The 20,441-nt window shown below is 72.6% G+C and carries 23 protein-coding genes, 2 tRNA genes and 1 other RNA gene; 17 read left to right on the forward strand and 9 right to left on the reverse strand.

The window, feature by feature from the left end; genetic code table 11:
- Positions 1 to 17: 17 nt before the first annotated feature.
- An RNA gene (ffs, locus tag JK361_RS24965) (signal recognition particle sRNA small type) lies at positions 18 to 114 on the reverse strand.
- Between the two features lie 119 nt (positions 115 to 233).
- Here ffs and JK361_RS24970 point away from each other — a divergent pair.
- A tRNA-Ser gene (locus tag JK361_RS24970) sits at positions 234 to 321 on the forward strand.
- A 460-nt stretch (positions 322 to 781) separates the two neighbouring features.
- Here the strand turns inward: JK361_RS24970 and JK361_RS24975 are convergent.
- A complete protein-coding gene (locus tag JK361_RS24975) occupies positions 782 to 1,291 on the reverse strand; it encodes a hypothetical protein (protein ID WP_236053540.1) in 510 nt (169 codons plus the stop codon).
- A gap of 444 nt (positions 1,292 to 1,735) precedes the next feature.
- Here JK361_RS24975 and JK361_RS24980 point away from each other — a divergent pair, with 444 nt between their 5' ends.
- Positions 1,736 to 2,014, forward strand: coding sequence for a ribbon-helix-helix domain-containing protein (locus JK361_RS24980; protein ID WP_201821936.1), 279 nt, complete (start codon positions 1,736 to 1,738; stop codon positions 2,012 to 2,014).
- Positions 2,011 to 2,436 (forward strand): PIN domain-containing protein, encoded by a 426-nt coding sequence (locus JK361_RS24985; RefSeq protein WP_201821938.1) that lies wholly within the window; start codon positions 2,011 to 2,013, stop codon positions 2,434 to 2,436. Before JK361_RS24980 ends, JK361_RS24985 begins: the two co-directional genes overlap by 4 nt.
- A gap of 367 nt (positions 2,437 to 2,803) precedes the next feature.
- On the opposite strand, the gene JK361_RS41375 is transcribed toward JK361_RS24985, so the two are convergent.
- The 5 genes from JK361_RS41375 to JK361_RS41380 form a co-directional block, all read right to left on the reverse strand.
- Positions 2,804 to 3,796 carry a hypothetical protein gene (locus JK361_RS41375; protein ID WP_236053541.1) on the reverse strand — a complete coding sequence of 331 codons (993 nt, stop codon included), beginning with the start codon at positions 3,794 to 3,796 and terminating at the stop codon, positions 2,804 to 2,806.
- 35 nt (positions 3,797 to 3,831) lie between these two features.
- A complete protein-coding gene (locus JK361_RS24995; RefSeq protein WP_201821940.1) occupies positions 3,832 to 4,707 on the reverse strand; it encodes a hypothetical protein in 876 nt (291 codons plus the stop codon).
- Positions 4,708 to 5,045: 338 nt separating this feature from the next.
- Positions 5,046 to 6,917: a copper resistance CopC/CopD family protein gene (locus JK361_RS25000; RefSeq protein WP_201822327.1), complete on the reverse strand. Its 1,872-nt coding sequence runs from the start codon at positions 6,915 to 6,917 to the stop codon at positions 5,046 to 5,048.
- Positions 6,918 to 7,180: 263 nt separating this feature from the next.
- On the reverse strand, positions 7,181 to 7,768 hold the full coding sequence (locus JK361_RS25005) for a GNAT family N-acetyltransferase (protein WP_201821942.1): 588 nt from the start codon (positions 7,766 to 7,768) through the stop codon (positions 7,181 to 7,183).
- Positions 7,761 to 10,283 (reverse strand): penicillin acylase family protein, encoded by a 2,523-nt coding sequence (locus JK361_RS41380; RefSeq protein ID WP_307787317.1) that lies wholly within the window; start codon positions 10,281 to 10,283, stop codon positions 7,761 to 7,763. Before JK361_RS41380 ends, JK361_RS25005 begins: the two co-directional genes overlap by 8 nt.
- 77 nt (positions 10,284 to 10,360) lie before the next feature.
- Here JK361_RS41380 and JK361_RS25020 point away from each other — a divergent pair, with 77 nt between their 5' ends.
- From JK361_RS25020 to JK361_RS42120, 5 genes are all read left to right on the forward strand, one after another.
- The gene (locus JK361_RS25020) at positions 10,361 to 11,083 is read left to right on the forward strand and encodes a siderophore-interacting protein (protein ID WP_201821944.1); all 723 of its coding nucleotides are present in this window, start codon (positions 10,361 to 10,363) and stop codon (positions 11,081 to 11,083) included.
- Between the two features lie 118 nt (positions 11,084 to 11,201).
- The gene (locus JK361_RS25025; RefSeq protein WP_201821946.1) at positions 11,202 to 11,795 is read left to right on the forward strand and encodes an HhH-GPD-type base excision DNA repair protein; all 594 of its coding nucleotides are present in this window, start codon (positions 11,202 to 11,204) and stop codon (positions 11,793 to 11,795) included.
- Positions 11,796 to 11,880: 85 nt separating this feature from the next.
- A complete protein-coding gene (locus JK361_RS25030) occupies positions 11,881 to 12,573 on the forward strand; it encodes an HdeD family acid-resistance protein (RefSeq protein WP_201821949.1) in 693 nt (230 codons plus the stop codon).
- A 95-nt stretch (positions 12,574 to 12,668) separates the two neighbouring features.
- Positions 12,669 to 12,989, forward strand: coding sequence for a hypothetical protein (locus tag JK361_RS25035; protein WP_201821951.1), 321 nt, complete (start codon positions 12,669 to 12,671; stop codon positions 12,987 to 12,989).
- Between the two features lie 53 nt (positions 12,990 to 13,042).
- The gene (locus JK361_RS42120; RefSeq protein ID WP_262418542.1) at positions 13,043 to 13,168 is read left to right on the forward strand and encodes a hypothetical protein; all 126 of its coding nucleotides are present in this window, start codon (positions 13,043 to 13,045) and stop codon (positions 13,166 to 13,168) included.
- A 21-nt stretch (positions 13,169 to 13,189) separates the two neighbouring features.
- On the opposite strand, the gene JK361_RS25040 is transcribed toward JK361_RS42120, so the two are convergent.
- Positions 13,190 to 14,752 carry a helicase HerA-like domain-containing protein gene (locus JK361_RS25040; protein WP_201821953.1) on the reverse strand — a complete coding sequence of 521 codons (1,563 nt, stop codon included), beginning with the start codon at positions 14,750 to 14,752 and terminating at the stop codon, positions 13,190 to 13,192.
- Positions 14,753 to 14,865: 113 nt separating this feature from the next.
- On the opposite strand from JK361_RS25040, the gene JK361_RS25045 reads away from it, so the two are divergent.
- Positions 14,866 to 15,162: a type II toxin-antitoxin system VapB family antitoxin gene (locus JK361_RS25045; protein WP_004943146.1), complete on the forward strand. Its 297-nt coding sequence runs from the start codon at positions 14,866 to 14,868 to the stop codon at positions 15,160 to 15,162.
- A gap of 98 nt (positions 15,163 to 15,260) precedes the next feature.
- The gene (locus tag JK361_RS25050; protein WP_236053542.1) at positions 15,261 to 15,896 is read left to right on the forward strand and encodes a LytR C-terminal domain-containing protein; all 636 of its coding nucleotides are present in this window, start codon (positions 15,261 to 15,263) and stop codon (positions 15,894 to 15,896) included.
- A gap of 150 nt (positions 15,897 to 16,046) precedes the next feature.
- Here JK361_RS25050 and upp read toward each other — a convergent pair whose 3' ends face one another.
- Positions 16,047 to 16,682, reverse strand: coding sequence for a uracil phosphoribosyltransferase (gene upp, locus JK361_RS25055; RefSeq protein WP_201821955.1), 636 nt, complete (start codon positions 16,680 to 16,682; stop codon positions 16,047 to 16,049).
- A gap of 95 nt (positions 16,683 to 16,777) precedes the next feature.
- Between upp and JK361_RS25060 the strand changes: the two genes are divergently transcribed.
- From JK361_RS25060 to JK361_RS25090, 7 genes are all read left to right on the forward strand, one after another.
- Positions 16,778 to 17,023: a DUF4461 domain-containing protein gene (locus JK361_RS25060; RefSeq protein WP_251094058.1), complete on the forward strand. Its 246-nt coding sequence runs from the start codon at positions 16,778 to 16,780 to the stop codon at positions 17,021 to 17,023.
- 303 nt (positions 17,024 to 17,326) lie between these two features.
- The gene (locus JK361_RS25065; RefSeq protein WP_201822333.1) at positions 17,327 to 17,857 is read left to right on the forward strand and encodes a tRNA adenosine deaminase-associated protein; all 531 of its coding nucleotides are present in this window, start codon (positions 17,327 to 17,329) and stop codon (positions 17,855 to 17,857) included.
- Between the two features lie 59 nt (positions 17,858 to 17,916).
- Positions 17,917 to 18,348, forward strand: coding sequence for a tRNA adenosine(34) deaminase TadA (gene tadA / locus JK361_RS25070; protein WP_201821957.1), 432 nt, complete (start codon positions 17,917 to 17,919; stop codon positions 18,346 to 18,348).
- Positions 18,349 to 18,416: 68 nt separating this feature from the next.
- Positions 18,417 to 18,501 (forward strand) — tRNA-Ser (locus JK361_RS25075).
- Between the two features lie 167 nt (positions 18,502 to 18,668).
- Positions 18,669 to 18,848 carry a hypothetical protein gene (locus JK361_RS25080; protein WP_201821959.1) on the forward strand — a complete coding sequence of 60 codons (180 nt, stop codon included), beginning with the start codon at positions 18,669 to 18,671 and terminating at the stop codon, positions 18,846 to 18,848.
- A gap of 10 nt (positions 18,849 to 18,858) precedes the next feature.
- Positions 18,859 to 19,152 carry a Dabb family protein gene (locus tag JK361_RS25085; RefSeq protein ID WP_201821960.1) on the forward strand — a complete coding sequence of 98 codons (294 nt, stop codon included), beginning with the start codon at positions 18,859 to 18,861 and terminating at the stop codon, positions 19,150 to 19,152.
- 175 nt (positions 19,153 to 19,327) lie between these two features.
- Complete coding sequence (locus JK361_RS25090) at positions 19,328 to 20,164, forward strand: RNA polymerase sigma factor SigF (protein WP_236053544.1); 837 nt, start codon at positions 19,328 to 19,330, stop codon at positions 20,162 to 20,164.
- Positions 20,165 to 20,441: the final 277 nt, after the last annotated feature.

Consider the following 20,441-nt stretch of genomic DNA (forward strand, 5'->3'; position numbering starts at 1 on the left):
TCCACAGAGCCCGGGAACGCAAGGGCCCCCCACGCACCCGCCAGAGCCGACCTACCCTTGCTGCCTTCCGGCCCTGGGGGAGTTCAGTCAGATAGCGCCGCGTGAGGGGCTGTGCCCCACAGTACCCGATGGCGGCCGGTCGTCTGTACTCGATCCCGTCGGCGGTCGGACCCGAGGACGGCCTGCGGGAACGAGTTCGCGAGCACTCCCCTCGGTCATGTAATGTTTCCGGCGGAGGATTCGCCTAGAGGCCTAGGGCGCACGCTTGGAAAGCGTGTTGGGGGCAACCCCTCACGAGTTCGAATCTCGTATCCTCCGCCAGTGCCTCACCGGGCACGTTGTCGAAGGGCCCCACTGTTCGCAGTGGGGCCCTTCGACGTTGTCCGTCTCAGGTTCCGTCTCAGTTGGTTTTTTCCTGGGCGGCGGACGGCGCCCAGAGGACGTCTCCGACCTGCTGAGCGACCTTCCGGAGCATGACTCCGGTCACATGGGCGTGCCGGGCGTATGGATGTGCCGGGGCGGCTGAGTGCCGGGCGCCGTGAGACGCCCGTCCCGTACTCCGTCGGCTTATGCGTCGGACTCGTCGTCGGGCTGCGACCACCGCTTTCACGGACACGGCTGACGCATCCTTCACGTCGGAGCAGGGGGCAGCCTCGCGGCGCTGCGGGCCAGTGCACTGACCACCCACGTCCCTTCGCTGCATCGACGCCGAGGAGATCTGCCACCTTTCGTAGGGGCATTGGCTCTGCCAGCCACTGCGACAGTCGCCATGCGCTTGGGCTCATTCGGCTTCCTTCTGCGGTCCGTCGAGTTCGTCGGACTCACCCTCGGGCACCTGCTCCGAACCCGAGGCGAGGAACTCGCCCAAGAGCCCGAGGCGGTGCAAGGCAGCGCCCATGCGTTCGCCGCTGATGCGCTCCCACAACAAAGGGTCCATCTCGTCGACCACCTGGATGTCCGACTCGGTGCGGATGGGCGAGTAGCCGTCATCAAATCGGCTCGCGCGGTCGACAAGGCTATGCGGATCCGTCGTGCGCTCGGCCGGATCAGCCCGTTCCACCGCCCAGCCTGCCGCATTGGCAGACCGGACGACCTCGTCACGGACATCGTCGCCTTCCGCGGCCAGCGCCAGACCGTACAACGCACCGAACACCATGGCCGACCTCACCTCGGCGACGTCGACGCAGAGCCTTCTCGACACTCTCCCGGCCGATTTGCGGAGGTAGGGGACGACGAAATACAGCGCGAGCAACTGGCTGCTGAGCCAAGTTCGGCAGGTCGCTACGGGCATCGCGGCCTACGCATCGCCACAGCGCGTCCCGAAGAGCAACGTCGGTGGCATCTCGCGCCGCCGCATCCTTCGCCTCCGAGAGCGTGAGGTGCTCACCCACCGAACACTTCTCCCCGGGCGCATGTGGACATACCAACTGTCCGCTGAGCGACTGCGAAACCTTTAGCTCGATCGACCTGAAGACGTCTGCCGAAGGCAGCAGGGACACGGCCCCTCCTCTTGTGGTTCTACCAACGGCAGGATGCTCACCACCTCGAAGGGCAACTATCCCCACCAGCCGCTGCATGCGCTGGTGAGCGTGAACGACACGGGTGATCGAGTGAAACGATGTGGCCCAGCGATCAACGGTGGGGGAAGAATCCGGGATCAACCATCCGGATCCTGAGCCTGACTCGTTCTGAGACCCATGGTAAGGACCTTTGCACCAGGAGTATGGTCCCTTGTATGGCGACGAAGAAAGTCACGGTGACGATCCCCGAAGATCTCCTCAACGAGATTCGCGCCGACGCGGCTGAGCGGGGACTTTCGGCGTATGTAGCCGAAGCACTGCGGTTCAAGCGCGATCGGGACCGGCTGCTGGAGCTGGTCGACTGGCTGCAGGAGGAACACGGGCCGGTCACCGAGGACGAATGCGCGGCAGCCCTGGCGGAACTGAATGATCTCGACGCCGAGCACGAGCGCCGTCGCACCGCCGGAGGACACGATGCCGGAGAGGCGGCGTGAAGAAGCGCGCCGGTGAGCAGAGACAGCGGCCACTGCGCGTCTTCGTACTCGACTGCGAAGCCCTGTCCCTGGCCGTGCGCGGCGACCGCAAGATGATCGCCTGGCTCGACCTCGCGGCCGGGGGTGAGGCCGAGGTGGTGACATCTCCCATGACGCTCGTCGAGGCGTACGACGGCAGAACCACCGAACAGCGCTGGGACTGGGTGCTCTCCCGGCTCAACGTCGCCGAGGTCGGAAAGGACGAGGCCCGCCAGGCCCGGCGTCTCCTGGCCGACGCCAAGCTGCACGGTCACAAGTACGCGATCGATGCCGTGCTCGCTGTCATCGCACGCCAGCAGAAGGGTCAGGTCACCGTCTTCACCTCGGACGTAGACGACCTGGAGAAGCTCCTCCCGGACACCATCGTCGTCAAGAAGGTATGACCCGGCGCCCTGGTCTCGGTTCTGGTCTCATTCATCTCCGTCCAGCACCGTCCGCCACCCTCCCAATGCCTCATTCCGCCGCAGGTCAGGACGCCCTCGATCGCCGCCGAACCCCCAGACAACGTTTGGAAAGCGTGTTGGGGGCAACCCCTCACGAGTTCGAGCCTGCGCCGGGCACCTCCCGGAGGGCGTCTGCGACCTGCCGAGCGACCTTGCGGAGCATGACTCCGGTCACATGGGCGTGCCGGGCGTATGGATGTGCCGGGCGTATGGATGTGCCGGGCGGCTCGGTGTGCCGGGCATATGGGTGTGCCGGGCGGCTGAAAGTGCCGGGCGCCGTGAGACGCCCGTCCCGTACTCCGTCGGCCTATGCGTCGGACTCGTCGTCGGGCTGCGACCACCGCTTGATGATCTTCGCCGGGGATTCCGGGGCCGGCCACACCTGGATGCGGACCCGCTCGGTGGTTTCGGGGCTCTCGTCGGAGTCGACGTCGGCCTCGGTCGCCCGCGCCAGGTTGCTCCGGGACACGCGAACGCGGTTCCAGCCCGGCGGGACCTCGAACGTGGCCGCGTCGGGGGCGTAATCCGTGCCGCCCTGAACCGCCAGGCGCCCCGACGGCACATCGAGGCCGGCCTCCACCACGTGATCGAACTCCGAGCTGTCGTCACCCGGCTCCTGAGGCAGGACGACGACAGTGACGGACACGTCGACATTGACGGCCGTGCCGATGCCCAGCGCATGCCGCGCAACCGCGAGCTGGTCGGCAACGGCCTGGTCCGTCCATGCGTCGCTCAGATCACCGTCCGCGACCGCGTCGGACACGTGCAGCTGGAAGTAGTCGGCGAAGAGGGTCAGCTCTGTCGTTGTCGTCATGGCTGCACAGTGCCATGCGTCGCCGACGGCCGCGGACGCGGCGTCGTCGCCGGCGGTGTCCGCCTCCGCCGTGGGCCTGTGCGCGGCGCGGTGCACGGCCTCCCGCAGGCTCCGAGGCGGCTGCTGCGCGAGCGCGGCCACGCGCCGCCGCAGCTCATCGGCCTCCCGCCGGCGCTCCCGCTCCCGGGCCGGGTCCGGCCGCCCGTCCCCGTCCGGGGTCTCGGCGTCCTCACCCTGGTCCAAGGCCCCGGCGCTCTCGTCCCGGCCCGTGGTGTCGGTGTTCTCGTCCCGGCCCGGAACGTCGGTGTTCCCGTCCCGGCCCGAAACGTCGGCGCTCTCGTCCCGGCCCGGAGCGTTGGCGCTCTCGTCCCGGCCCGTGGTGTCGGTGTTCTCGTCCTGATCCAGGACCGCGTCGGCGTTCTCGTCGGGGGCCAGGGGCTCGGCCCAGGGCGTGCCCGTGTCGTTGCTCTTGTCCTCGGCGTCCATCGCGACCTCCCAGGGCCAGACGGCTGAGGGCTCCGTCAGGCATTGTCCTCCCTACCGCCCTCCCAGGCGCCGGCCAGTGGGTCGGCGCTCCTGAGCCGGTCGATCTGCCGGCGCCATGCCTCGGCGCGGGCCCGCGTGGACTCCTTGGCCTGCGCGGTGAGCTCGCGGGCGGCGGTGAAGCGCTCGGTGTCCGGCGTGTCGCGCGCGATACGGCTCACGGTCTTGGTCGCGGCGTCGACGGCCGCGCGGATCGAGCGGCCGGTGAGACGGCCGAGCTTGCGGAACTTCGGCCGGTCACCGGAGAACCAGGTCTGCTGCCACCACTCGCCGGTGACCGGGTCGCGCCAGGTGATGTAGCCACCGCGCAGGATCTGGCGGGGCTGCTTGATGTGCCCGCCGAAGCTGTAGCGGACGCCGTCGGCCGCGACGGGGTCGTAGAAGCGCGGGGTGAAGAAGTCGGAGACGAGCATGCCGTTGACGGTGTAGCCGAACTCGGCGGCCTCCGAGGGGTCGGCGACCTCGACGAGGAATTCGACCACGCCCTGATCCGGGTGCGGGGAGGTACCCGCGATCAGGCGGTCGCCCAGCGGGTCGGCGAGCATTTCGAGCATCTCGTGGCTCGCGGTGAGCGACCAGCTGTCGCTGAACTCGATCAGCGAGAAGGGCTGGCCGTTCTCGTCCAGGTGGAACCCGGCGGCATCGGGGACGTCGTCGACCACGATCAGCGGCCAGTACCCGACGGGCACGTCCTCCAGCCGGTCGAAGGCGTCCACGGTCGCGGTGACCTGCCACATGGGGTTGAAGTCCCGGGTGGCCTGCTTCTGCAGCGCGGCGGCCACCCGGCTCAGTGCCGAGGCGCTGATCCGCGTGGCCTCGGTGAGCGAGACGAGCGCGAGATGGGTGATCAACATAGCGGCACTGTGCAGCGTGTCCGGCCGGGCCGGGAGGATGGCGCACCAGGCACCGCGGAGCGCTCACCCGGACAGCCCGCCGCCCACCGCGGACAGCGGCGCACCCGCCCGGACGGCCCGCCGCGGGAAGCCGGTCGCCCGGACGGCCCGCCGCGGGGAGCCGGTCGCCCGCCGGGGAGGCCCCAGCCGCCTCGCGGGGGAACCGCACGCCTCCCCGCGTGCCGTCGTCGCCGTCCACCGCGGCCGCGCGCGGCTGGGCGCTGAAGCGGCTGGGCGAGCCCATCGCCCTTCGGCAGCCGGCCGCGGGTCCGGCTCGGCGGGTCACCGGCGGGTCCGGCTCAGCGGGTGACCCGTACCGGCGCCGAGACCGTCACCTGGTCCACGTCCGAGACGCGGACCGTCGCCTTCAGGGTCCAGGTGCCGGGGAGGGGGAGGGTGAAGGCGTCGGCGGCCCAGTAGCCCCCGCGGTCCGTGACCTTCGTGTCCAGGGGGCCCAGGTGCCGGGCCGGCAGCGTCAGGGTGACGCGGAGTTCGGGGACCGAGGCGAAGCCGCCGTCGGGCCCGTAGACCACCGCCTGGACGAAGTTCCCGCCGACCCGTCCCGGGTCCAGGGTGATCTGGACCCTGCCCCGGCGGCCGGGGGCGCCGACGTCGAAGGGGATCGTCGTGACGGACGCCGTGGGGATGCCGGCCGTCGCGGGCACGGGGGCCTGCCGGGCGGACTCCACCGCCGCGCGGCCGGGCACGGTGCTGGTCAGGAGGGTGGTCAGGGCCAGCACCACTCCGGCGGCCACCGCCTCCGCCAGGACCGAGCGGCGCAGGAGGTGCACCTGGGTGACGGGGGCGGGGCCGGGCGCGGGTTCCGGGGGGAGCGGCGGGCCCGCGGCCGGTTCCGGGACGCGAGCGCGGACCGGTGCGGCCGCCCGGACGGCAGGTTCCGGGACGCGGGCGCGGACCGGTGCGGCCCCCCGGACGGCAGGTTCCGGGACGGGGGCGCCCGCGGCCGGTTCCGGGACGCGGGCGCGGGCCGGTGCGGCCGCCCGGGCCAGGCGCTTGGTCCAGGTGCGGGAGCAGGCCGCCGCGAGGAGCAGCGCGATGACCGCCGCCAGCTTGGCCAGCAGGGTGCGGCCGTAGGTGGTGTCCGTCAGGGCCTGCCAGGAGCCGAGGCCCCGCCAGGACTGGTAGACGCCGGTAACGGCCAGGACCGCCACCGAGGCGGAGGCCAGCCGGGAGAAGCGGGCCGTGACCGAGGCCGGCAGCCCGGCCGGTGCCGCGGTGGGCCGCAGCGTCCACAGCAGGGCGGCCAGTCCGCCCAGCCAGGCCGCCATGGCCAGCAGGTGCAGGGTGTCCGAGGCGATCGCCGCCGGGACCTGGATGCCCGCCGAGGCGTGATCGGACGCGGACCAGGTCAGGGACAGGGCGACGGCGAGGGACGCGGCCGCCGCGAGGGTGGCGCGGCGTGGCAGCCGGGTGCGGCGGGTTCGCAGCAGGACCGCGCAGACCGCCGCCAGGAGCAGCAGCACCGTACGGGCCAGGAGCAGCAGGCCGGGGCGCGTCGTCGCCGTGTGGGTGAGGGAGGAGAGGGCGAGGGCCGTCGCCGGGGCGGTGCCCTCCTCGTACGGCGCCCGCAGGAGGTAGAGGGCGGCCGTGGCGGTGAGGAGCGTGACCACGGCGGCCAGGGCGGGGGTGCGCAGGTGGGCCGTCGTGGGCGGGCGGCAGTAGGCCACGAACGCGGCCGTGCCGAGGAGCAGGGCCAGGGAGAGGTAGGCGAGGTAGCGCGCGATCGTGTGCAGGGCCGTGGTCACCGGGTTCTCGGTGCGCTCCGGGAGCGGAGCGGCCGGTGCGGCGGTGCGTTCGCGCACCGAGAAGGTGAGGGCGCCGGAGATCGGGTGGCTGTCGGCCGACACCACCCGCCAGGCGACCGTGTAGGTGCCGGTGGCGAGCCGGGCGGGAAGGGTGACGCGGGCCGTGTCCGAGCGGCCGGAGGCGTGCCCGGCGGGGCCGGTGCGCAGGCGGTGGTTGTCGGGGTCGTAGATCCGGAAGGAGTCGGTCAGCAGGCCGACCGACTCGGTGAAGGTGAGGGTCACCTCGCGCGGCGCGGTGCGCAGGACGGTTCCGTCGGCGGGGTCGGTGGCGCGCAGCACGGCGTGCGCCGAGGCGGGGGCGGCCGCGCCGAGGACGAGGCCGGACAGCAGGACGGGGAGGAGCAGGAGCACGGCCCCGAGCAACCGTGCGGGCCGGTGTGGTCGTCGCGGTCCCCGGTGTCCGTCGCGCAGCACCCTCAGCCTCCGCCCCTCTGTGCTTCCGTGCTCCCTGACAGGGCCTCCCTACAGGTACGCGGGGAACGGCCCTTGTGCTCACCGGACCGGCGCGCCCGGGTCCGCAGCCGTCGCCACCGGGGCAACCCGGCCTTCCCGGGTCTTCGGGCGTCGTCCCTCGGGGACGACCGGCGCGCTCGGGGCTGCGGGTGTCGTCACTCCGGGAAGGCCACCGCCCTCTCCAGGAAGGCGAGTTGGGCGTGCTTCTCCGGCAGGTACACATCCGGCAGGTCGACCTCGGGCAGGACGACCTCGGGACCGCGGCGGAAGCCCTGGCGTTCGAAGCGGGTGATCGCCTTGACGTTGCGCACGTCCGGGTCGACCACGATCCGCCGGCGGTCCAGGCCCAGCAGCGCGTACGTCGTCAGCACCCGCAGCAGGGCGCACGTCCAGCCGTGGCGCGGGCCGTCGGGGCCGGCGGGGGCGACGATGAGGTGCACGCCGAGGTCGCCGGGGCGGACGTCGTAGCACTCGCCGACCCGGTCCGCGGACGGCTCGTACGTCTGGAAGAGGGCGGCCGGCTCGCCGTCCTTGGTGGCGAGGAAGGCGTGGTGGGTGTCGAGCGTGGCCAGGTGGGCGTAGATCTCGGCGACCTGGTCCCTGGTGAGGCCGTTCATGCCCCAGAACGCGGCGCGTTCGTCGCTCACCCAGGCGTGGATCACGTCCGCGTCGCCCTCCGGGTCGAGGGGGCGTACCCGGACGGTGCCGAAGCCGTCGATGTGCTGGACGTGCAGGTCAGTCATGGGCTTCCTCGGTGGATTCGGTGGTGGTCGGGTCGGCCGGCTCGGGGGTGAGCAGGGCCCAGTCGGTGACCACCGGGGCCAGTTCTCCCGCGAGCCACAGCGGGAGCTGGTCGCGGTGGTGGGCGGAGCCGGGCACCCCGTCGGCGCCGAAGGGGACGACCCAGCGGCTGTTGGCGCGGTCGGCCAGGTCCCAGACGTAGCGGGCGGCCGGACCCCGTGCGGCGCGGTCGGTGAGGCCGGGGACGGCCGAGGTGCACAGCACGCAGTCGTGGTCGCCGCCGAGACCGGGTGCGGCGGCCTCGTCCGTCGTGTGCGGCTCGTCCGGGAGGGCCTTCCAGGGGGCCAGGCGGTGGGTGGCGGCCCAGGGGCGGGCGGGCGGTGCGGCGGCCACCTCCTCCAGGGCGGTACGGACGGCTGCCGCGCGGTCGATGCCGTACACGTCCTCGGCGCGCAGGAGGTGTTCGAGGGCGTAGCCGATGCGGGGGACGAGGGCAAGCCAGGGCAGCAGAAGGTCCGGGTAGGCCGGGGGCTGGGCGAGCGGGGCGAAGACCGGGTGCGCGGCGAGCTGCCGTACGACCGCGCCGCGCACCGCCGCGTACGCCGCCGCTTGGGTGCTGTCCGCCTCCATGCGGCGGTTCCAGGCGACCAGGCGGTCGCGCAGGTCCGCCGCGGCGGGGGTGAGGCCGGCGAGGGACGCGAGGTGGTCCAACAGGGGCGCGGCGGAGGCGAGGTGCGTGTCGGTGTGGATCGCGGGCATGCCGTCGGCGGTCCAGGTGCGGCGGGCGTCGAGCAGGGCGCGGATGCGGTCGGCTCGGTGGGGCGGGGCGAACTCGACGCCGAGGGGGGTGGCCAGGCCGCGGGCGTTGGCCATCACCGCGATGCCGTCGGCCGGTTCGGCGTACGGCGTCTCGTGCGTGCCGTGCCAGTCGTGGCCGGGTTCCCAGGCGGGGACGGGGTGGAGGCGGTTGGCCCGGGCGCGGACGGGGACCTTGCCGGCGACGCGGTGCAGGGTGCCTCCGGCGGTGTCGGCGGCCTGGACGACGTTGACCGGCTCGGTCCAGGCGTCCAGGGCCCTGTCGATGTCGCCGACGCCGCGGGCGCGGAGGAGGGGGAGGAGGGCGCTGAAGCCGAGGTCCTCCGTCACCCGGGGCGGATAGCGCAGGGCCAGCGCCTCGGCTTCACCGCCGGCACCGGCGTGCCTCCCGCCCGCATCACCGGTGCGGCTCTCGCCACCGGGTGCGGTCGGGCCCTGCACGGCACCACCGGGTCCGGGCGGCCCCAGCACAGCGCCACCGGGTCCGGGCGGCCCCAGCACGGCGCCACCGGGTCCGGGCGATCCCAGCACGGCGCCACCGGGTCCGGGCGATCCCAGCACGGCGCCACCGGGTCCGGGCGATCCCAGCACGGCGCCACCGGGTCCGGGCGGCCCCAGCACGGCGCCACCGCCGCCGGCGGTCTCCGCTGCGTGCCCGGGAACCCCCGCCGCCGGCCCCTCCCCGCCACGCCGGGGCCCGACGGCACCGGGCCCTTGCGGGGCCCGCCCGCTGTCAGGCGCCGGTTCCTCGGGGACCCGTGCCGTGAAGGCGTCCAGGCCGTCCGGTCCTCCGGCGATGACCGGGCCCCGGGCCGTCTCGATGATCTCGATCTCCACCGTCGGCTCGCCCGCGATCTCCACCGTCTCGGTGTGGCGGGCGGCCCGGTGCCAGGTGCCGTCCGGGCCGAGGGCCTCGATGCCCGCGCCGGTGCGCCTCAGCCGTTCCCGGTAGAGGTCCTGGTAGTCGGCCATGGCGTTGGTGATGGCCCAGGCGGCGGTGCCGGTGTGGCCGAAGTGGGCGATGCCGGGGACGCCGGGCACGGCCAGGCCGACCACGTCGAACTCCGGGCAGGACAGGCGGATCTGCTGGTAGACGCCCGGGTCCTCGATGAAGCGGTGCGGGTCGCCGGCGATGAGGGCGTGGCCGGTCGCGGTGCGCTCACCGGTGACGAGCCAGCCGTTGCTGCCGGCGGTGCCGGGCCCGTCGGTGGCGAACAGGCCGACCGCATCGGGGCCGAGGTGCCGTATCGCCTGCTCGCGCCAGAGCTTGGCCGGGAAGCCGGCGAACAGGATGTGCGTGCCGAGCCAGACCCCCAGCGGCGTCCAGGGCTGCCAGCGGCCGGGGGCCAGAGCGGTGCGGGCGAACTCGGGGGCGCGGCGGGCGCCGGCGGCCAGTCCCTCGGTGACGCCGTCGGCGTACGCCCGCACCCACGCGGCCGTCTGCGGGTCCCGGCGTTCCAGCGCGGCGAAGCAGCGGCGGGCGGTGTCGTCCAGCCGGGCCCGGCGGGCGAAGACGTCCCAGGACAGGGCCTCGGCGCCGAGGAAGGAGGCGGAGGTGCCCTGGGCGCGGTGGCGTTCCACCTCCAGTTGCCAGGCCCGGTCGTGGGCGGTGACCCGGCCCTGGGCGCGGGCGAGTTCACGGATGTCGGACGCGCGCAGATGGGGAATGCCCCAGGCGTCGCGGTAGATCTCGATGGTCACCCCGGGACCCCCTGTGCTTTAGGTTAGCCTTGCCTAACTTATCTGTGGCGGAATCGTACGCGAACGTTGGAGGGGTCATGGGCCAGGGGCGGGGCTGGGAAGGCGCGGTCCTCAGACTGCTGCGCGCGAAGGACTTCGTGCTGACCGTCCTCGACACCGAGGACGTGACCCCGCACTACCGGCGCCTCCGGCTGAGCGACGGCGGGCTGCTCGCCGCGACCGGCGTCCACCCCACGATGTGGGTCCGGCTGTGGTTCGCCGCCGACGGCCGCCCGCACCAGCGGGCCTACACCCTGGTCGATCCCGACCCGGCCGCCGGCACCTTCGGCCTGGAGTTCGCCCTGCACGAGGGCGTGGCCTCGGACTGGGCCCGGGCTGCACGGCCCGGCGACACCATCGAGGCCACGGTCCACGGCACCGGCTTCCAGGACCCCGACCCGGCGCCCTCGCACCTCGTCGCGATCGGCGACCCGGCCTCGCTGCCCGCCATCAACTCCCTGCTCGGCGCCCTGGGTTCCGCCCCCGCCACCGTCTGGTTCGAGGGAGAGCCGGCGGGGCTGCCCAGCCGGACCGAGGCCGGCCGGCACGAGATACGGCCGGTGCCCCGCCGGGACGCGGGCGCCCACCTGGTGGAGCGCGTACGCGCCGAACTGCCCGCCGTCCTCGCCTCCACCCCCGACCCCTACGTCTGGATCGCCTGCGACACGGCGACCACCCGCACGCTCGCGGCCTACGTCCGCAAGGACCTCGGCGTGCCGAAGCAACGGGTGCACGCCCTGGGGTACTGGCGCACGGCCTGATCGACGGACCTGGACGGACGGACCTGATCGGACGGGCCTGGACGGACGGGCCGGGCGGGTGAACCCGGGTGGGCCGGGCGAGTGGGCGGGTACGGCGGGCGCGCGGGATCATCGACGCATGGACGTCACCCTGCACCTCGCCCAGGACCCCTCGGCCGACGCACTGCTCGGGCGGTCCCCGCTCGCCGCGCTGACCGGGATGCTGCTGGACCAGCAGATCCCGATGGAGTGGGCGTTCAAGGGCCCTCGGACCATCGCCGACCGGCTCGGCACGGAGGACCTGGACGCGCACGAGATCGCGGTGATGGATCCGGAGGCGTTCGCCGCGCTGCTCTCCGAGAAGCCCGCGGTGCACCGCTACCCGGGCTCGATGGCGAAGCGGATCCAGCAGCTGTGCCAGTACCTCGTCGAGCACTACGACGGGGACGCGGAGGCGGTCTGGCGGGGCGTCGGCAGCGGGACCGAGCTGCGGCGGCGGCTGGAGGACCTGCCGGGGTTCGGCAGGCAGAAGGCGCAGATCTTCCTGGCACTGCTCGGCAAGCAGCTCGGGGTCGCCCCCACGGGATGGCGGGAGGCCGCCGGGGCCTACGGCGAACCGGAGTCCTTCCGGTCCGTCGCCGACATCACCGGCCCCGAGTCGCTGGTGAAGGTGCGCGCGCACAAGCAGGAGATGAAGGCGGCCGCGAAGGCGGCGAAATCGGCGAAGAAGTAGGAGCGCGGCCGCCGCGGACGGGACCGCGTCACCCGCTCGGCCCACCCTGGTGGCCCCCGCCGCCCGGCCGGTCCGAGCATGGGGCATGACCGACATGTCCAGCAGCGGCCCGGACCGGGACCGCGCCTACGACGACCGGCGGGTCCACGAGGCGGCGTCCGGCGGCCACCCCGCGGCCGAGCCGGTCCGCGGCCACCACGAACCGGAGCCGCCACTCGAGGGTCCGCTGCACGCCCTGTCCCGGGCTACCTGGCAGATCGTCCTGATCACCGGGGTCGGCTCCCTGGTACTCGGCATCCTGGTGCTGGTCTGGCCGGACGAGTCCCTGCTCGTCGTCGGCGTGCTCTTCGGCCTCTACCTGCTGTACAGCGGTGTGCTCCAGCTGGTGTCCGCCTTCGGCACGCACCAGGCGACGTCGCTGCGCGTGCTGGCCTTCATCAGCGGCGCGCTGTCGATCCTGCTCGGCCTGGTCTGCTTCCGCGGGCCCATGCAGTCGATCCTGCTGCTCGCCCTGTGGATCGGCATCGGCTGGCTGTTCCGCGGGATCACCCAGACCGTGGCCGCCGTGCACGACTCCCGCATGCCCGCCCGGGGCTGGCAGATCTTCCTCGGGATCGTCACCTTCATCGCCGGGATCGTGCTCATCGACTCGCCGTTCGAGTCGATCGCGGTGCTGACCCTCGTCGGCGGGATCTGGCTGATCGTGGTGGGGGTCGTGGAGATCGTCACCGCCCTCCGCATCCGCGGCCGGGCACGGCGGGTGCCGCGGACGGTGTGACCCGTCGTCAACCTCCCGTGCCACGCGTACGCCGAGCGGGCGGATCTCGTGCCCGGCGTGCAGCCCTCCCCGCCCGCCCCGGGGAGACAGAGGGCATGAGCAGGAGCACGAGCACGGCCCGCAGCCGCACCTGGCTACGGGTCCTCGCGCTGCTCCTCGCCCTGTGGGTGCCCGGCGCCCATGTGCCGGCCCAGCCGGTCCCGGACCTCGCCGTGGCCGCCGAGAGCGACGGGCACGACATCCTCGACACACCCCTCCGGCCGCCCGCCCGCGCCGTCCACCGGGCCGACGCGCCCGAGCGCCTCGCGCCCCTCCCCGGCCCGGCGCCCGCCCGCCCGGCGGCCCGCCCGCGTCCCGCCGCGCCCCGGATGCCGTCCACCCCGCCCCTGCTGCGCACGGTGGTGCTGCGCTGCTGACGGGCCCGCGCCCCCGCGAGGTCAGTCGGCTCGACGCAAGGAGCAGCACAGTCATGCCCAAGGATCCCTACGCCGTCCTGCGCGCACTGCTGCGCGCGGAGGCCCGGCGCGGTACGGCGCCCAAGCCGGACCAGCGGACACCGCAGCAGCAGCGGCCACCGGAGGACCGGGACCGCTGAGCGGACCCCGGCGGGGGCGGGCTACCGTCTCCGCCGGGCGGTGCCGAACAGGGAACGGGTGATCTCCCGGCCGAGCTGGGTGCCGACCGAGCGGGCCAGGGACTTGAACATCCCGCTGCCCACGACCTGTTCGACCAGGGACGGCTCGTCCCGGGCCGCCGCCGTGGGCTTCGGTGTCCGCGCCGCTTCCGCCGGCCGGGCGGCGCCCAGCTTCTCGTACGCCGACTCCCGGTCCACAGCCTGTGCATAACGTGCGTGGAGCGGGGAGCCGCCGACCGCACGGTCCAGTTCGGCGGCGTCGAGCGGGCCCATCAGGGACTCCGGGGAGCGCAGCCGGGTGGCGGCGACCGGGGTCGGGGCGCCGGTCTCGCCGAGCACGGTCACCACGGCCTCGCCGGTGCCCAGGCCGGTGAGGAGTTCCTCCAGGTCGTACGCCGACCTGGGGAAGGTCCGCACGGTCGCCTTCAGGGCCTTCGCGTCGTCGGGGGTGAAGGCGCGCAGGGCGTGCTGGACGCGGTTGCCGAGCTGGCCGAGGACCTCGCCGGGCACGTCCTTCGGGGTCTGGGTGACGAAGAAGACGCCGACGCCCTTGGAGCGGATCAGCCGGACCGTCTGCGTGACGGAATCCAGGAACGCCTTGGAGGCGTCGTCGAACAGCAGGTGTGCCTCGTCGAAGAAGAACACCAGCTTGGGCTTGTCGGCGTCGCCGACCTCGGGCAGGTCGTGGAAGAGGTCGGCGAGCAGCCACATCAGGAAGGTGGAGAACAGCAGCGGTCTGTCCTGCACCGCCGGGAGTTCGAGGACCGAGACGATCCCCCGGCCGCCCTCACCCGTGCGCAGGAAGTCCGCCGTGTCGAACTCGGGCTCGCCGAAGAAGTCCGCCATGCCCTGCGCCTCGAAGGCCGTGAGCGAGCGCAGGATCACCCCCGCCGTGGCCGTGGACAGTCCGCCGATGTTCCTCAGCTCGGCCTTGCCCTCGTCGGAGGTGAGGAAGGCGGCCACCGCCCTGAGGTCCTTGAGGTCGACCAGCTCGAGGCCCTTGGTGTCGGCGTAGTGGAAGATCAGGCCGAGGGACTGTTCCTGCGTCTGGTTCAGCCCGAGCACCTTCGCCAGCAGCACCGGGCCGAAGCTGGTGACGGTGGCCCGTACGGGAATGCCGTGGCCGAGACCGCCGAGCGCGAAGAACTCCGCCGGGCAGCCCGCCGGGGTCCACCGCTGGCCCACGTCGGCGGCCCGCCCGTCCACCCGGGCGTTCGGCTGCCCGGGGCGGGCGATGCCGGACAGGTCGCCCTTGATGTCCGCGAGGAACACCGGCACGCCCTGCGCCGACAGCTGCTCGGCGATCAGCTGGAGGGTCTTGGTCTTGCCGGTGCCGGTGGCGCCCGCGACCAGGCCGTGCCGGTTGAGCACGGTCAGCGGGATGCGGACCGGCGCGCCGGCGTGGCAGCGCCCGTCCCACAGGAGGGCGCCGAGGTCGAGCGCGGGGCCGGTGAAGGCGTAGCCGGAGGCGATCTCCTGGGCCGGGGCGGGCAGGCCGGCGGCCCTCTCGGGACCTGCGGGGGGCACGGTCTCGCTGTCGCTCATCTCCGGCCCCTGTTCCCGTAGTAGCCCATATGACCGTTTTGCTACGTCTTTTCAAGCGTCGCACTCCGCCGCCATGGCTGCGCCCGGAACGTCTTGACCGGTAGGCTTTCCGTGTGATCTTCAAGCGCATCGGAAACGGCCGGCCGTACCCCGACCACGGCCGGGAAAGCACCCGGCAGTGGGCGGACGTCGCGCCGCGCCCGGTCCGCCTCGATCAGCTCGTGACGACCAAGCAGCAGCTCGATCTGGAGACCCTGCTGGCGGAGGACTCGACGTTCTACGGCGACCTCTTCGCGCACGTCGTGAAGTGGCAGGGCGACCTGTACCTGGAGGACGGGCTGCACCGCGCGGTCCGCGCCGCCCTCCAGCAGCGCCAGGTGCTGCACGCACGCGTGCTCGAACTCGACTGACCCGGCGCGACACGGCCGTTGGCCCTTTCGGGTTCCGCTGAACGGCATCGGCTGATCATCTGATAGGCATTGCCGCTCAGGCGCACTACGCTGCGTTCATGAGCATGCTGACTCCCCCGGGCATGGGCGGCCAGTACCGGATCACGGGGGGCAAATACCCTCGGATGCGTCCGCCCCGCCGGCGCGGCAGGCGCGTGGCCGCCGTCGTCGCGTCCGTCGCCGTGCTCGGCCTGATCGGCTGGGGCACCCTGCAGCTCATCGACGTCTTCACCGGGGGCGACAACCCGACGGTGACCGGCCGTACGGCGGACTGCCGGACCAAGACCGAGGCCGCCCCGGCGGTCCAGGTGAGGAACCTGCCGAAGCCCGGCCGGATCACCGTGAACGTCTACAACGCCACCCAGCGCACCGGGCTCGCCAAGAAGACCGCGGACGAACTGAAGAAGCGCGGCTTCCGGATCGGCGCCGTGGGCAACGCGACCAAGCAGTACGACCGGAAGGTCAAGGGCACCGGACTGCTCCTCGGCTCCCCCGCCGCGCAGGACACCTCGCTGCGGGTGCTCGGCACGCAGCTCGCCGGTGCGCGGTCGCGCGCCGACGGCCGCAAGGGCGCCGACCTCGACCTGATCATCGGGGACGGCTTCACGGGCCTGACCCGGCAGACCGCCGCCGATCAGGCCCTGACGGCCCTGACGGCCCCGGCACCGACGGCGGTCACGAAGAAGAGCTGCTGACCGGCGCCCCCGTCAGGGGCGCGCGGCTTCGTCGGCTCGGGGCTCCGCCGCATGGGCGCGGCCGGCCACACGGCACCCGCCGCGGCCGGCCGACGGGGAACGGACCCGCACCCGCGAACGGCGCGGTCCGCCCCCGGACGGGCGCGCGGACTACTCCGCCGCCCCGTACAGCCGGTCTCCCGCGTCCCCCAGCCCCGGCACGATGTACCCGAGCTCGTTGAGGTGGTCGTCGACGGCCGCCGTGACGACCGTCACCGGCGTGCCCGCCAGCTCGCGCTCCATGAGCTCGACGCCCTCCGGGGCGGCGAGCAGCACCACGGCCGTCACGTCGTCCGCGCCGCGCTTGATCAGCTCCTGGATCGCCGCGACCAGGGTGCCGCCGGTGGCCAGCATCGGGTCGAGGACGTACACCTGGCGGCCCGAGAGGTCCTCCGGCATGCGCGAGGCGTAGGTGGACGCCTGGAGCGTCTCCTCGTTGCGGATCATGCCCAGGAAGCCCACCTCGGCGGTCGGCAGCAGCCGGACCATGCCGTCCAGCATGCCGAGGCCGGCCCGCAGGATCGGCACCACCAGCGGGCGGGGGCGGGCGAGCTTGACGCCCGTGGTCCGGGCGACCGGCGTGTTGATGTCGACGGCCTCGGTGCGCACGTCCCGCGTGGCCTCGTAGGCGAGCAGGGTGACGAGTTCGTCGGCGAGCCGCCGGAAGGTCGCGGAGTCGGTGCGCTGGTCGCGCAGCGTGGTGAGCTTGTGGGCGACCAGGGGGTGGTCGACGACATGGAGACGCATGCCCCTAACGGTACCTGCGTCACGCGTCACCCTCGCGCTGGCGTCAAACCGGCCATCCGGGGGAAAGTGGGAGGGACGGACTGGGGTGGTGTGACGTGCCTGACCTGCCTGACCTCCCCGCGGACGCCTCCGGGCCCACCGCCGACACGGCCGGCCCCACGGGGAGGTCCGCGCGGAAGGATCCCGACAAACCCGAGAGCGAGGCCGAGCGCCGCCGGCGGCGCGCCCAGTTCCTGCGCGATCTCGCCGAGGCCCGGGAGCTGCGCGCCCGGGTGCAGCCCCGGCGCGCCAAGGCGGCCCGGCTTCGCCACGCGATGCGAATGAGGACGTTCCGCTGGTAGCCCCGCGGAACCGTTCCCGGCGCGGAAGATCCACGTCCGCAGCGGTGTTGGGGACGTGGGCGTGCGTGAGCGCAGGGAAAAGCCGCGTACGATCCGCAGGTGGCGGCAATGAGTGCGCTGCTGAGCCGATCGCGCATCCGCGATCGAAACAGCCAGACACAGGGAGCCGAAGACGTCCCCTGGACGCCTTGTTTCTGCCACGATTCCGAGTGGGTGGGGCTCGGAGCCCAGGCTCTCCCCGCCCAAGTACCTCCGCCGGGGGGACCCCCAACCGGCACGCCTATGACCAGTGGGAGAGTCACGGTGTACTTCGCCGCACTGCTCGCGCGCACCGAAGACGGGTGGGAAGCGAGCGACACAGAGCTGGACGATGTGGAGACCCTGTCGGATCTGGCCGACCTGGCCCGGGAAGCCTCTCCCGACGAGGACACGGTGCTCGTCCTGATCGAGCAGGAGGACTCCTGGTTCGGTGTCGTCCGGGTGGACGGCGAGGACGACCCTCGCATCTACGTCTCGGACGCCGCCGCCGCCCAGCGCAGCGCGTACGGGGAGCTGCTGCTCACCGACGAACTGCTCGGCCGGGAGCCCGGCTCGGACGACGGCCCGGACCTGGACTCCCTGGACCTCGACGGCACGGAGGACGGCGAGTCCGAGGACGACGAGGAGGAGGGCGGCGGCGCCGACGCGGTGCCGCACAGCCCGGTGGGCGACAGCGAGATCCTGGAGGACCTCGGCATCAGCGAGAAGGAGCTGCGCGCCCTGGACGCCGAGGACGCGCTGGGCACGATCGCCGAGGCGCTGGGCGCCTCGGAGGTGCTGGAGACCGTCCGCTGACCACGCCACGGGATCCGCGGGGCACGCCGGACCCGGTCCGGGACCCCTGGCGGAGCGCGATGCGGCTCGCCCTGGACCAGGCCGGGCTGGCCGTCGGGGGCGGAGACGTCCCCGTCGGCGCCGTCGTGCTGTCCCCGGACGGCACGACGGTGCTCGGGGCCGGGCACAACGAACGCGAGGCCACCGGTGATCCCACGGCCCACGCGGAGGTCCTCGCGATCCGCCGGGCGGCGGCCGGGCTCGGGGAGTGGCGGCTGACCGGCTGCACGCTCGTCGTGACCCTGGAGCCGTGCACGATGTGCGCGGGCGCGCTCGTCCAGTCCCGGGTGGACCGGGTGGTCTACGGCGCCCGGGACGACAAGGCGGGCGCGGCCGGCTCCCTGTGGGACGTGGTGCGCGACCGCCGGCTCAACCACCGCCCCGAGGTCGTCGAGGGCGTTCTCGCGGCGGAGTGCGCCCGGCTCCTCACTGAGTTCTTCCGGGACCGCTGACGGGACCGCCCGACCGCAGCGGGATATCGATTTCGAACCATGCCCCACTGTGCTGTAGGGTCTCCCTCGGTAGCGTGTCCGAGCGGCCGAAGGAGCTCGCCTCGAAAGCGAGTGTGGCGCAAGTCACCGAGGGTTCAAATCCCTCCGCTACCGCTCACGGAAAGGCCCCGCCGACAGGCGGGGCCTTTCGTGCGCTCCGGGACGATGCGGACACAACGGCGCCGCGCCGACAGGCCGTTGGCGGTGGCGGAAGGCCCGAAGGTTACACTCGCGGCCGGCAGCAGGAGGCCCTCGGGGCACTGGGTACAGGGGAGGCCGCGGTGACGGTGAACGCCAAGAAGATCGCCGTGTACGTGCTCGTGGTCTTCGCGCTGTACGTGATCATCACCGACCCGGCCAAGGCGGCCGACTACGTCCAGATAGGCTTCGAGGGCATATCGGACGCGGCGAACGCCATCGGCGACTTCATGACCTGGGTCGCCAACGGAGGAAAGAGCTGAGGTACACCGCATGATCCGCCACCTGGTCCTCTTCAAGCTCAACGAGGGCGTCGAACGCGACGATCCGCGGGTCGTGGCCGGCGTGGAAGCCTTCCGGGCCCTGGGCGACCGGATCGAGGAGCTGCGCTTCTGGGAGTGCGCCTGGAACATCAGCGACCGGCCGATCGCCTACGACTTCGCGATCAACTCGGCCGTCGAGGACGCCGACGCCCTCAAGCGCTACCTGGAGCACCCGGCTCACCAGGCGGGCGTCGGGCTGTGGCGCGAGTTCGCCACCTGGGTGATCGCCGACTACGAGATCTGAGCCCCGCACTCCCCGTGGCCCCCCGCCGTTCCGGCGGGGGGCTTTCGTTCTTTATACGCCCCAACTTGACAGAGTTTGACGACAACACGGTGTTATGCGGTGCTTGCACACAGTGCACATGTCTTGTGATGCTATGACCGCTTTTGACGGATGATGGGCGGACGAAGAGGTGGCGTTGACCGTGTCGGCCAGTACTGCGCCGCCTCAGGACGAGGCGGCAGCCCCGAGCCCGCCCGCCCCCGAGAAGCGCCGCGGTGCGGACACCCGGGCACTGACCCAGGTGCTGTTCACCGAGCTGAAGCAGCTCACCCCGGGCACGCCGGAGCACAACCGGGTACGGGGAGCGCTGATCGAGGCGAACCTCCCGCTCGTACGCTACGCCGCCGCCCGCTTCCGCTCCCGCAACGAGCCGATGGAGGACGTCATCCAGGTCGGCACCATCGGCCTGATCAACGCCATCGACCGTTTCGACCCGGACCGGGGCGTGCAGTTCCCGACCTTCGCGATGCCCACCGTGGTCGGCGAGATCAAGCGCTACTTCCGCGACAACGTCCGCACGGTCCACGTCCCGCGCCGGCTGCACGAGCTGTGGGTCCAGGTCAACAGCGCGACCGAGGACCTGACCACGCTCTACGGCCGCTCACCGTCCACCGCGGAGATCGCCGACCGGCTCCGGATCAGCGAGGACGAGGTGCTCAGCTGCATCGAGGCGGGGCGCTCCTACCACGCCACCTCGCTGGAGGCCGCCCAGGAGGGCGACGGACTGCCCGGCCTGCTGGACCGGATCGGCTACGAGGACCCGGCCCTGGACGGCGTCGAACACCGCGACCTGGTCCGCCATCTCCTCGTCCAACTCCCCGAACGAGAACAGCGAATCCTTCTCCTGCGCTACTACAGCAATCTCACCCAGTCGCAGATCAGCGCGGAACTCGGCGTCTCCCAGATGCATGTCTCGCGACTACTCGCCCGTAGCTTTCAGCGGCTGCGCTCCGCGAATCGGATCGACGCATAGCCCACCGGCATTGCGGGCGCCGAACCGGAGCACACAAGGCGTTCGGCCGGTGCATGGCGGGCGCACGGAAGCACGACCCGAACAGCGCTGCATCGCAAACCCGAGCGAGTGGTAACCGGCGCGAGCGAATCGCTCACCAGGGCGGATGCCGACAGTTGTGGACCGAATAGCCGTCAGACCCCTTCTCTCCAGGGGCGATTCACATCTTGCATGTCGACATGTCGGTACAGCGCGTTGCCGACATGTGACATTCTGCGGGAAGCGCGTTTGCCGGGGC

This window comes from Streptomyces musisoli (genome assembly GCF_016741855.1).
GTDB classification, from domain to species: Bacteria; Actinomycetota; Actinomycetes; order Streptomycetales; family Streptomycetaceae; genus Streptomyces; species Streptomyces musisoli.

What these genes read in the sequence shown, in the direction of transcription:
- JK361_RS25035 (WP_201821951.1), top strand. Translation starts at nt 12,669, where the DNA reads ATGAGCAGGAGCACGAGCACGGCCCGCAGCCGCACCTGGCTACGGGTC.
- upp (WP_201821955.1), bottom strand. Translation starts at nt 16,682, where the DNA reads ATGCGTCTCCATGTCGTCGACCACCCCCTGGTCGCCCACAAGCTCACC.
- JK361_RS24995 (WP_201821940.1), bottom strand. Translation starts at nt 4,707, where the DNA reads ATGTTGATCACCCATCTCGCGCTCGTCTCGCTCACCGAGGCCACGCGG.
- JK361_RS25020 (WP_201821944.1), top strand. Translation starts at nt 10,361, where the DNA reads ATGGGCCAGGGGCGGGGCTGGGAAGGCGCGGTCCTCAGACTGCTGCGC.
- JK361_RS25030 (WP_201821949.1), top strand. Translation starts at nt 11,881, where the DNA reads ATGACCGACATGTCCAGCAGCGGCCCGGACCGGGACCGCGCCTACGAC.
- JK361_RS25050 (WP_236053542.1), top strand. Translation starts at nt 15,261, where the DNA reads ATGAGCATGCTGACTCCCCCGGGCATGGGCGGCCAGTACCGGATCACG.
- JK361_RS42120 (WP_262418542.1), top strand. Translation starts at nt 13,043, where the DNA reads ATGCCCAAGGATCCCTACGCCGTCCTGCGCGCACTGCTGCGCGCGGAG.
- JK361_RS25040 (WP_201821953.1), bottom strand. Translation starts at nt 14,752, where the DNA reads ATGAGCGACAGCGAGACCGTGCCCCCCGCAGGTCCCGAGAGGGCCGCC.
- JK361_RS25025 (WP_201821946.1), top strand. Translation starts at nt 11,202, where the DNA reads ATGGACGTCACCCTGCACCTCGCCCAGGACCCCTCGGCCGACGCACTG.
- JK361_RS24975 (WP_236053540.1), bottom strand. Translation starts at nt 1,291, where the DNA reads ATGCCCGTAGCGACCTGCCGAACTTGGCTCAGCAGCCAGTTGCTCGCG.
- JK361_RS25005 (WP_201821942.1), bottom strand. Translation starts at nt 7,768, where the DNA reads ATGACTGACCTGCACGTCCAGCACATCGACGGCTTCGGCACCGTCCGG.
- JK361_RS25085 (WP_201821960.1), top strand. Translation starts at nt 18,859, where the DNA reads ATGATCCGCCACCTGGTCCTCTTCAAGCTCAACGAGGGCGTCGAACGC.
- JK361_RS24980 (WP_201821936.1), top strand. Translation starts at nt 1,736, where the DNA reads ATGGCGACGAAGAAAGTCACGGTGACGATCCCCGAAGATCTCCTCAAC.
- tadA (WP_201821957.1), top strand. Translation starts at nt 17,917, where the DNA reads ATGCGGCTCGCCCTGGACCAGGCCGGGCTGGCCGTCGGGGGCGGAGAC.
- JK361_RS41375 (WP_236053541.1), bottom strand. Translation starts at nt 3,796, where the DNA reads ATGGACGCCGAGGACAAGAGCAACGACACGGGCACGCCCTGGGCCGAG.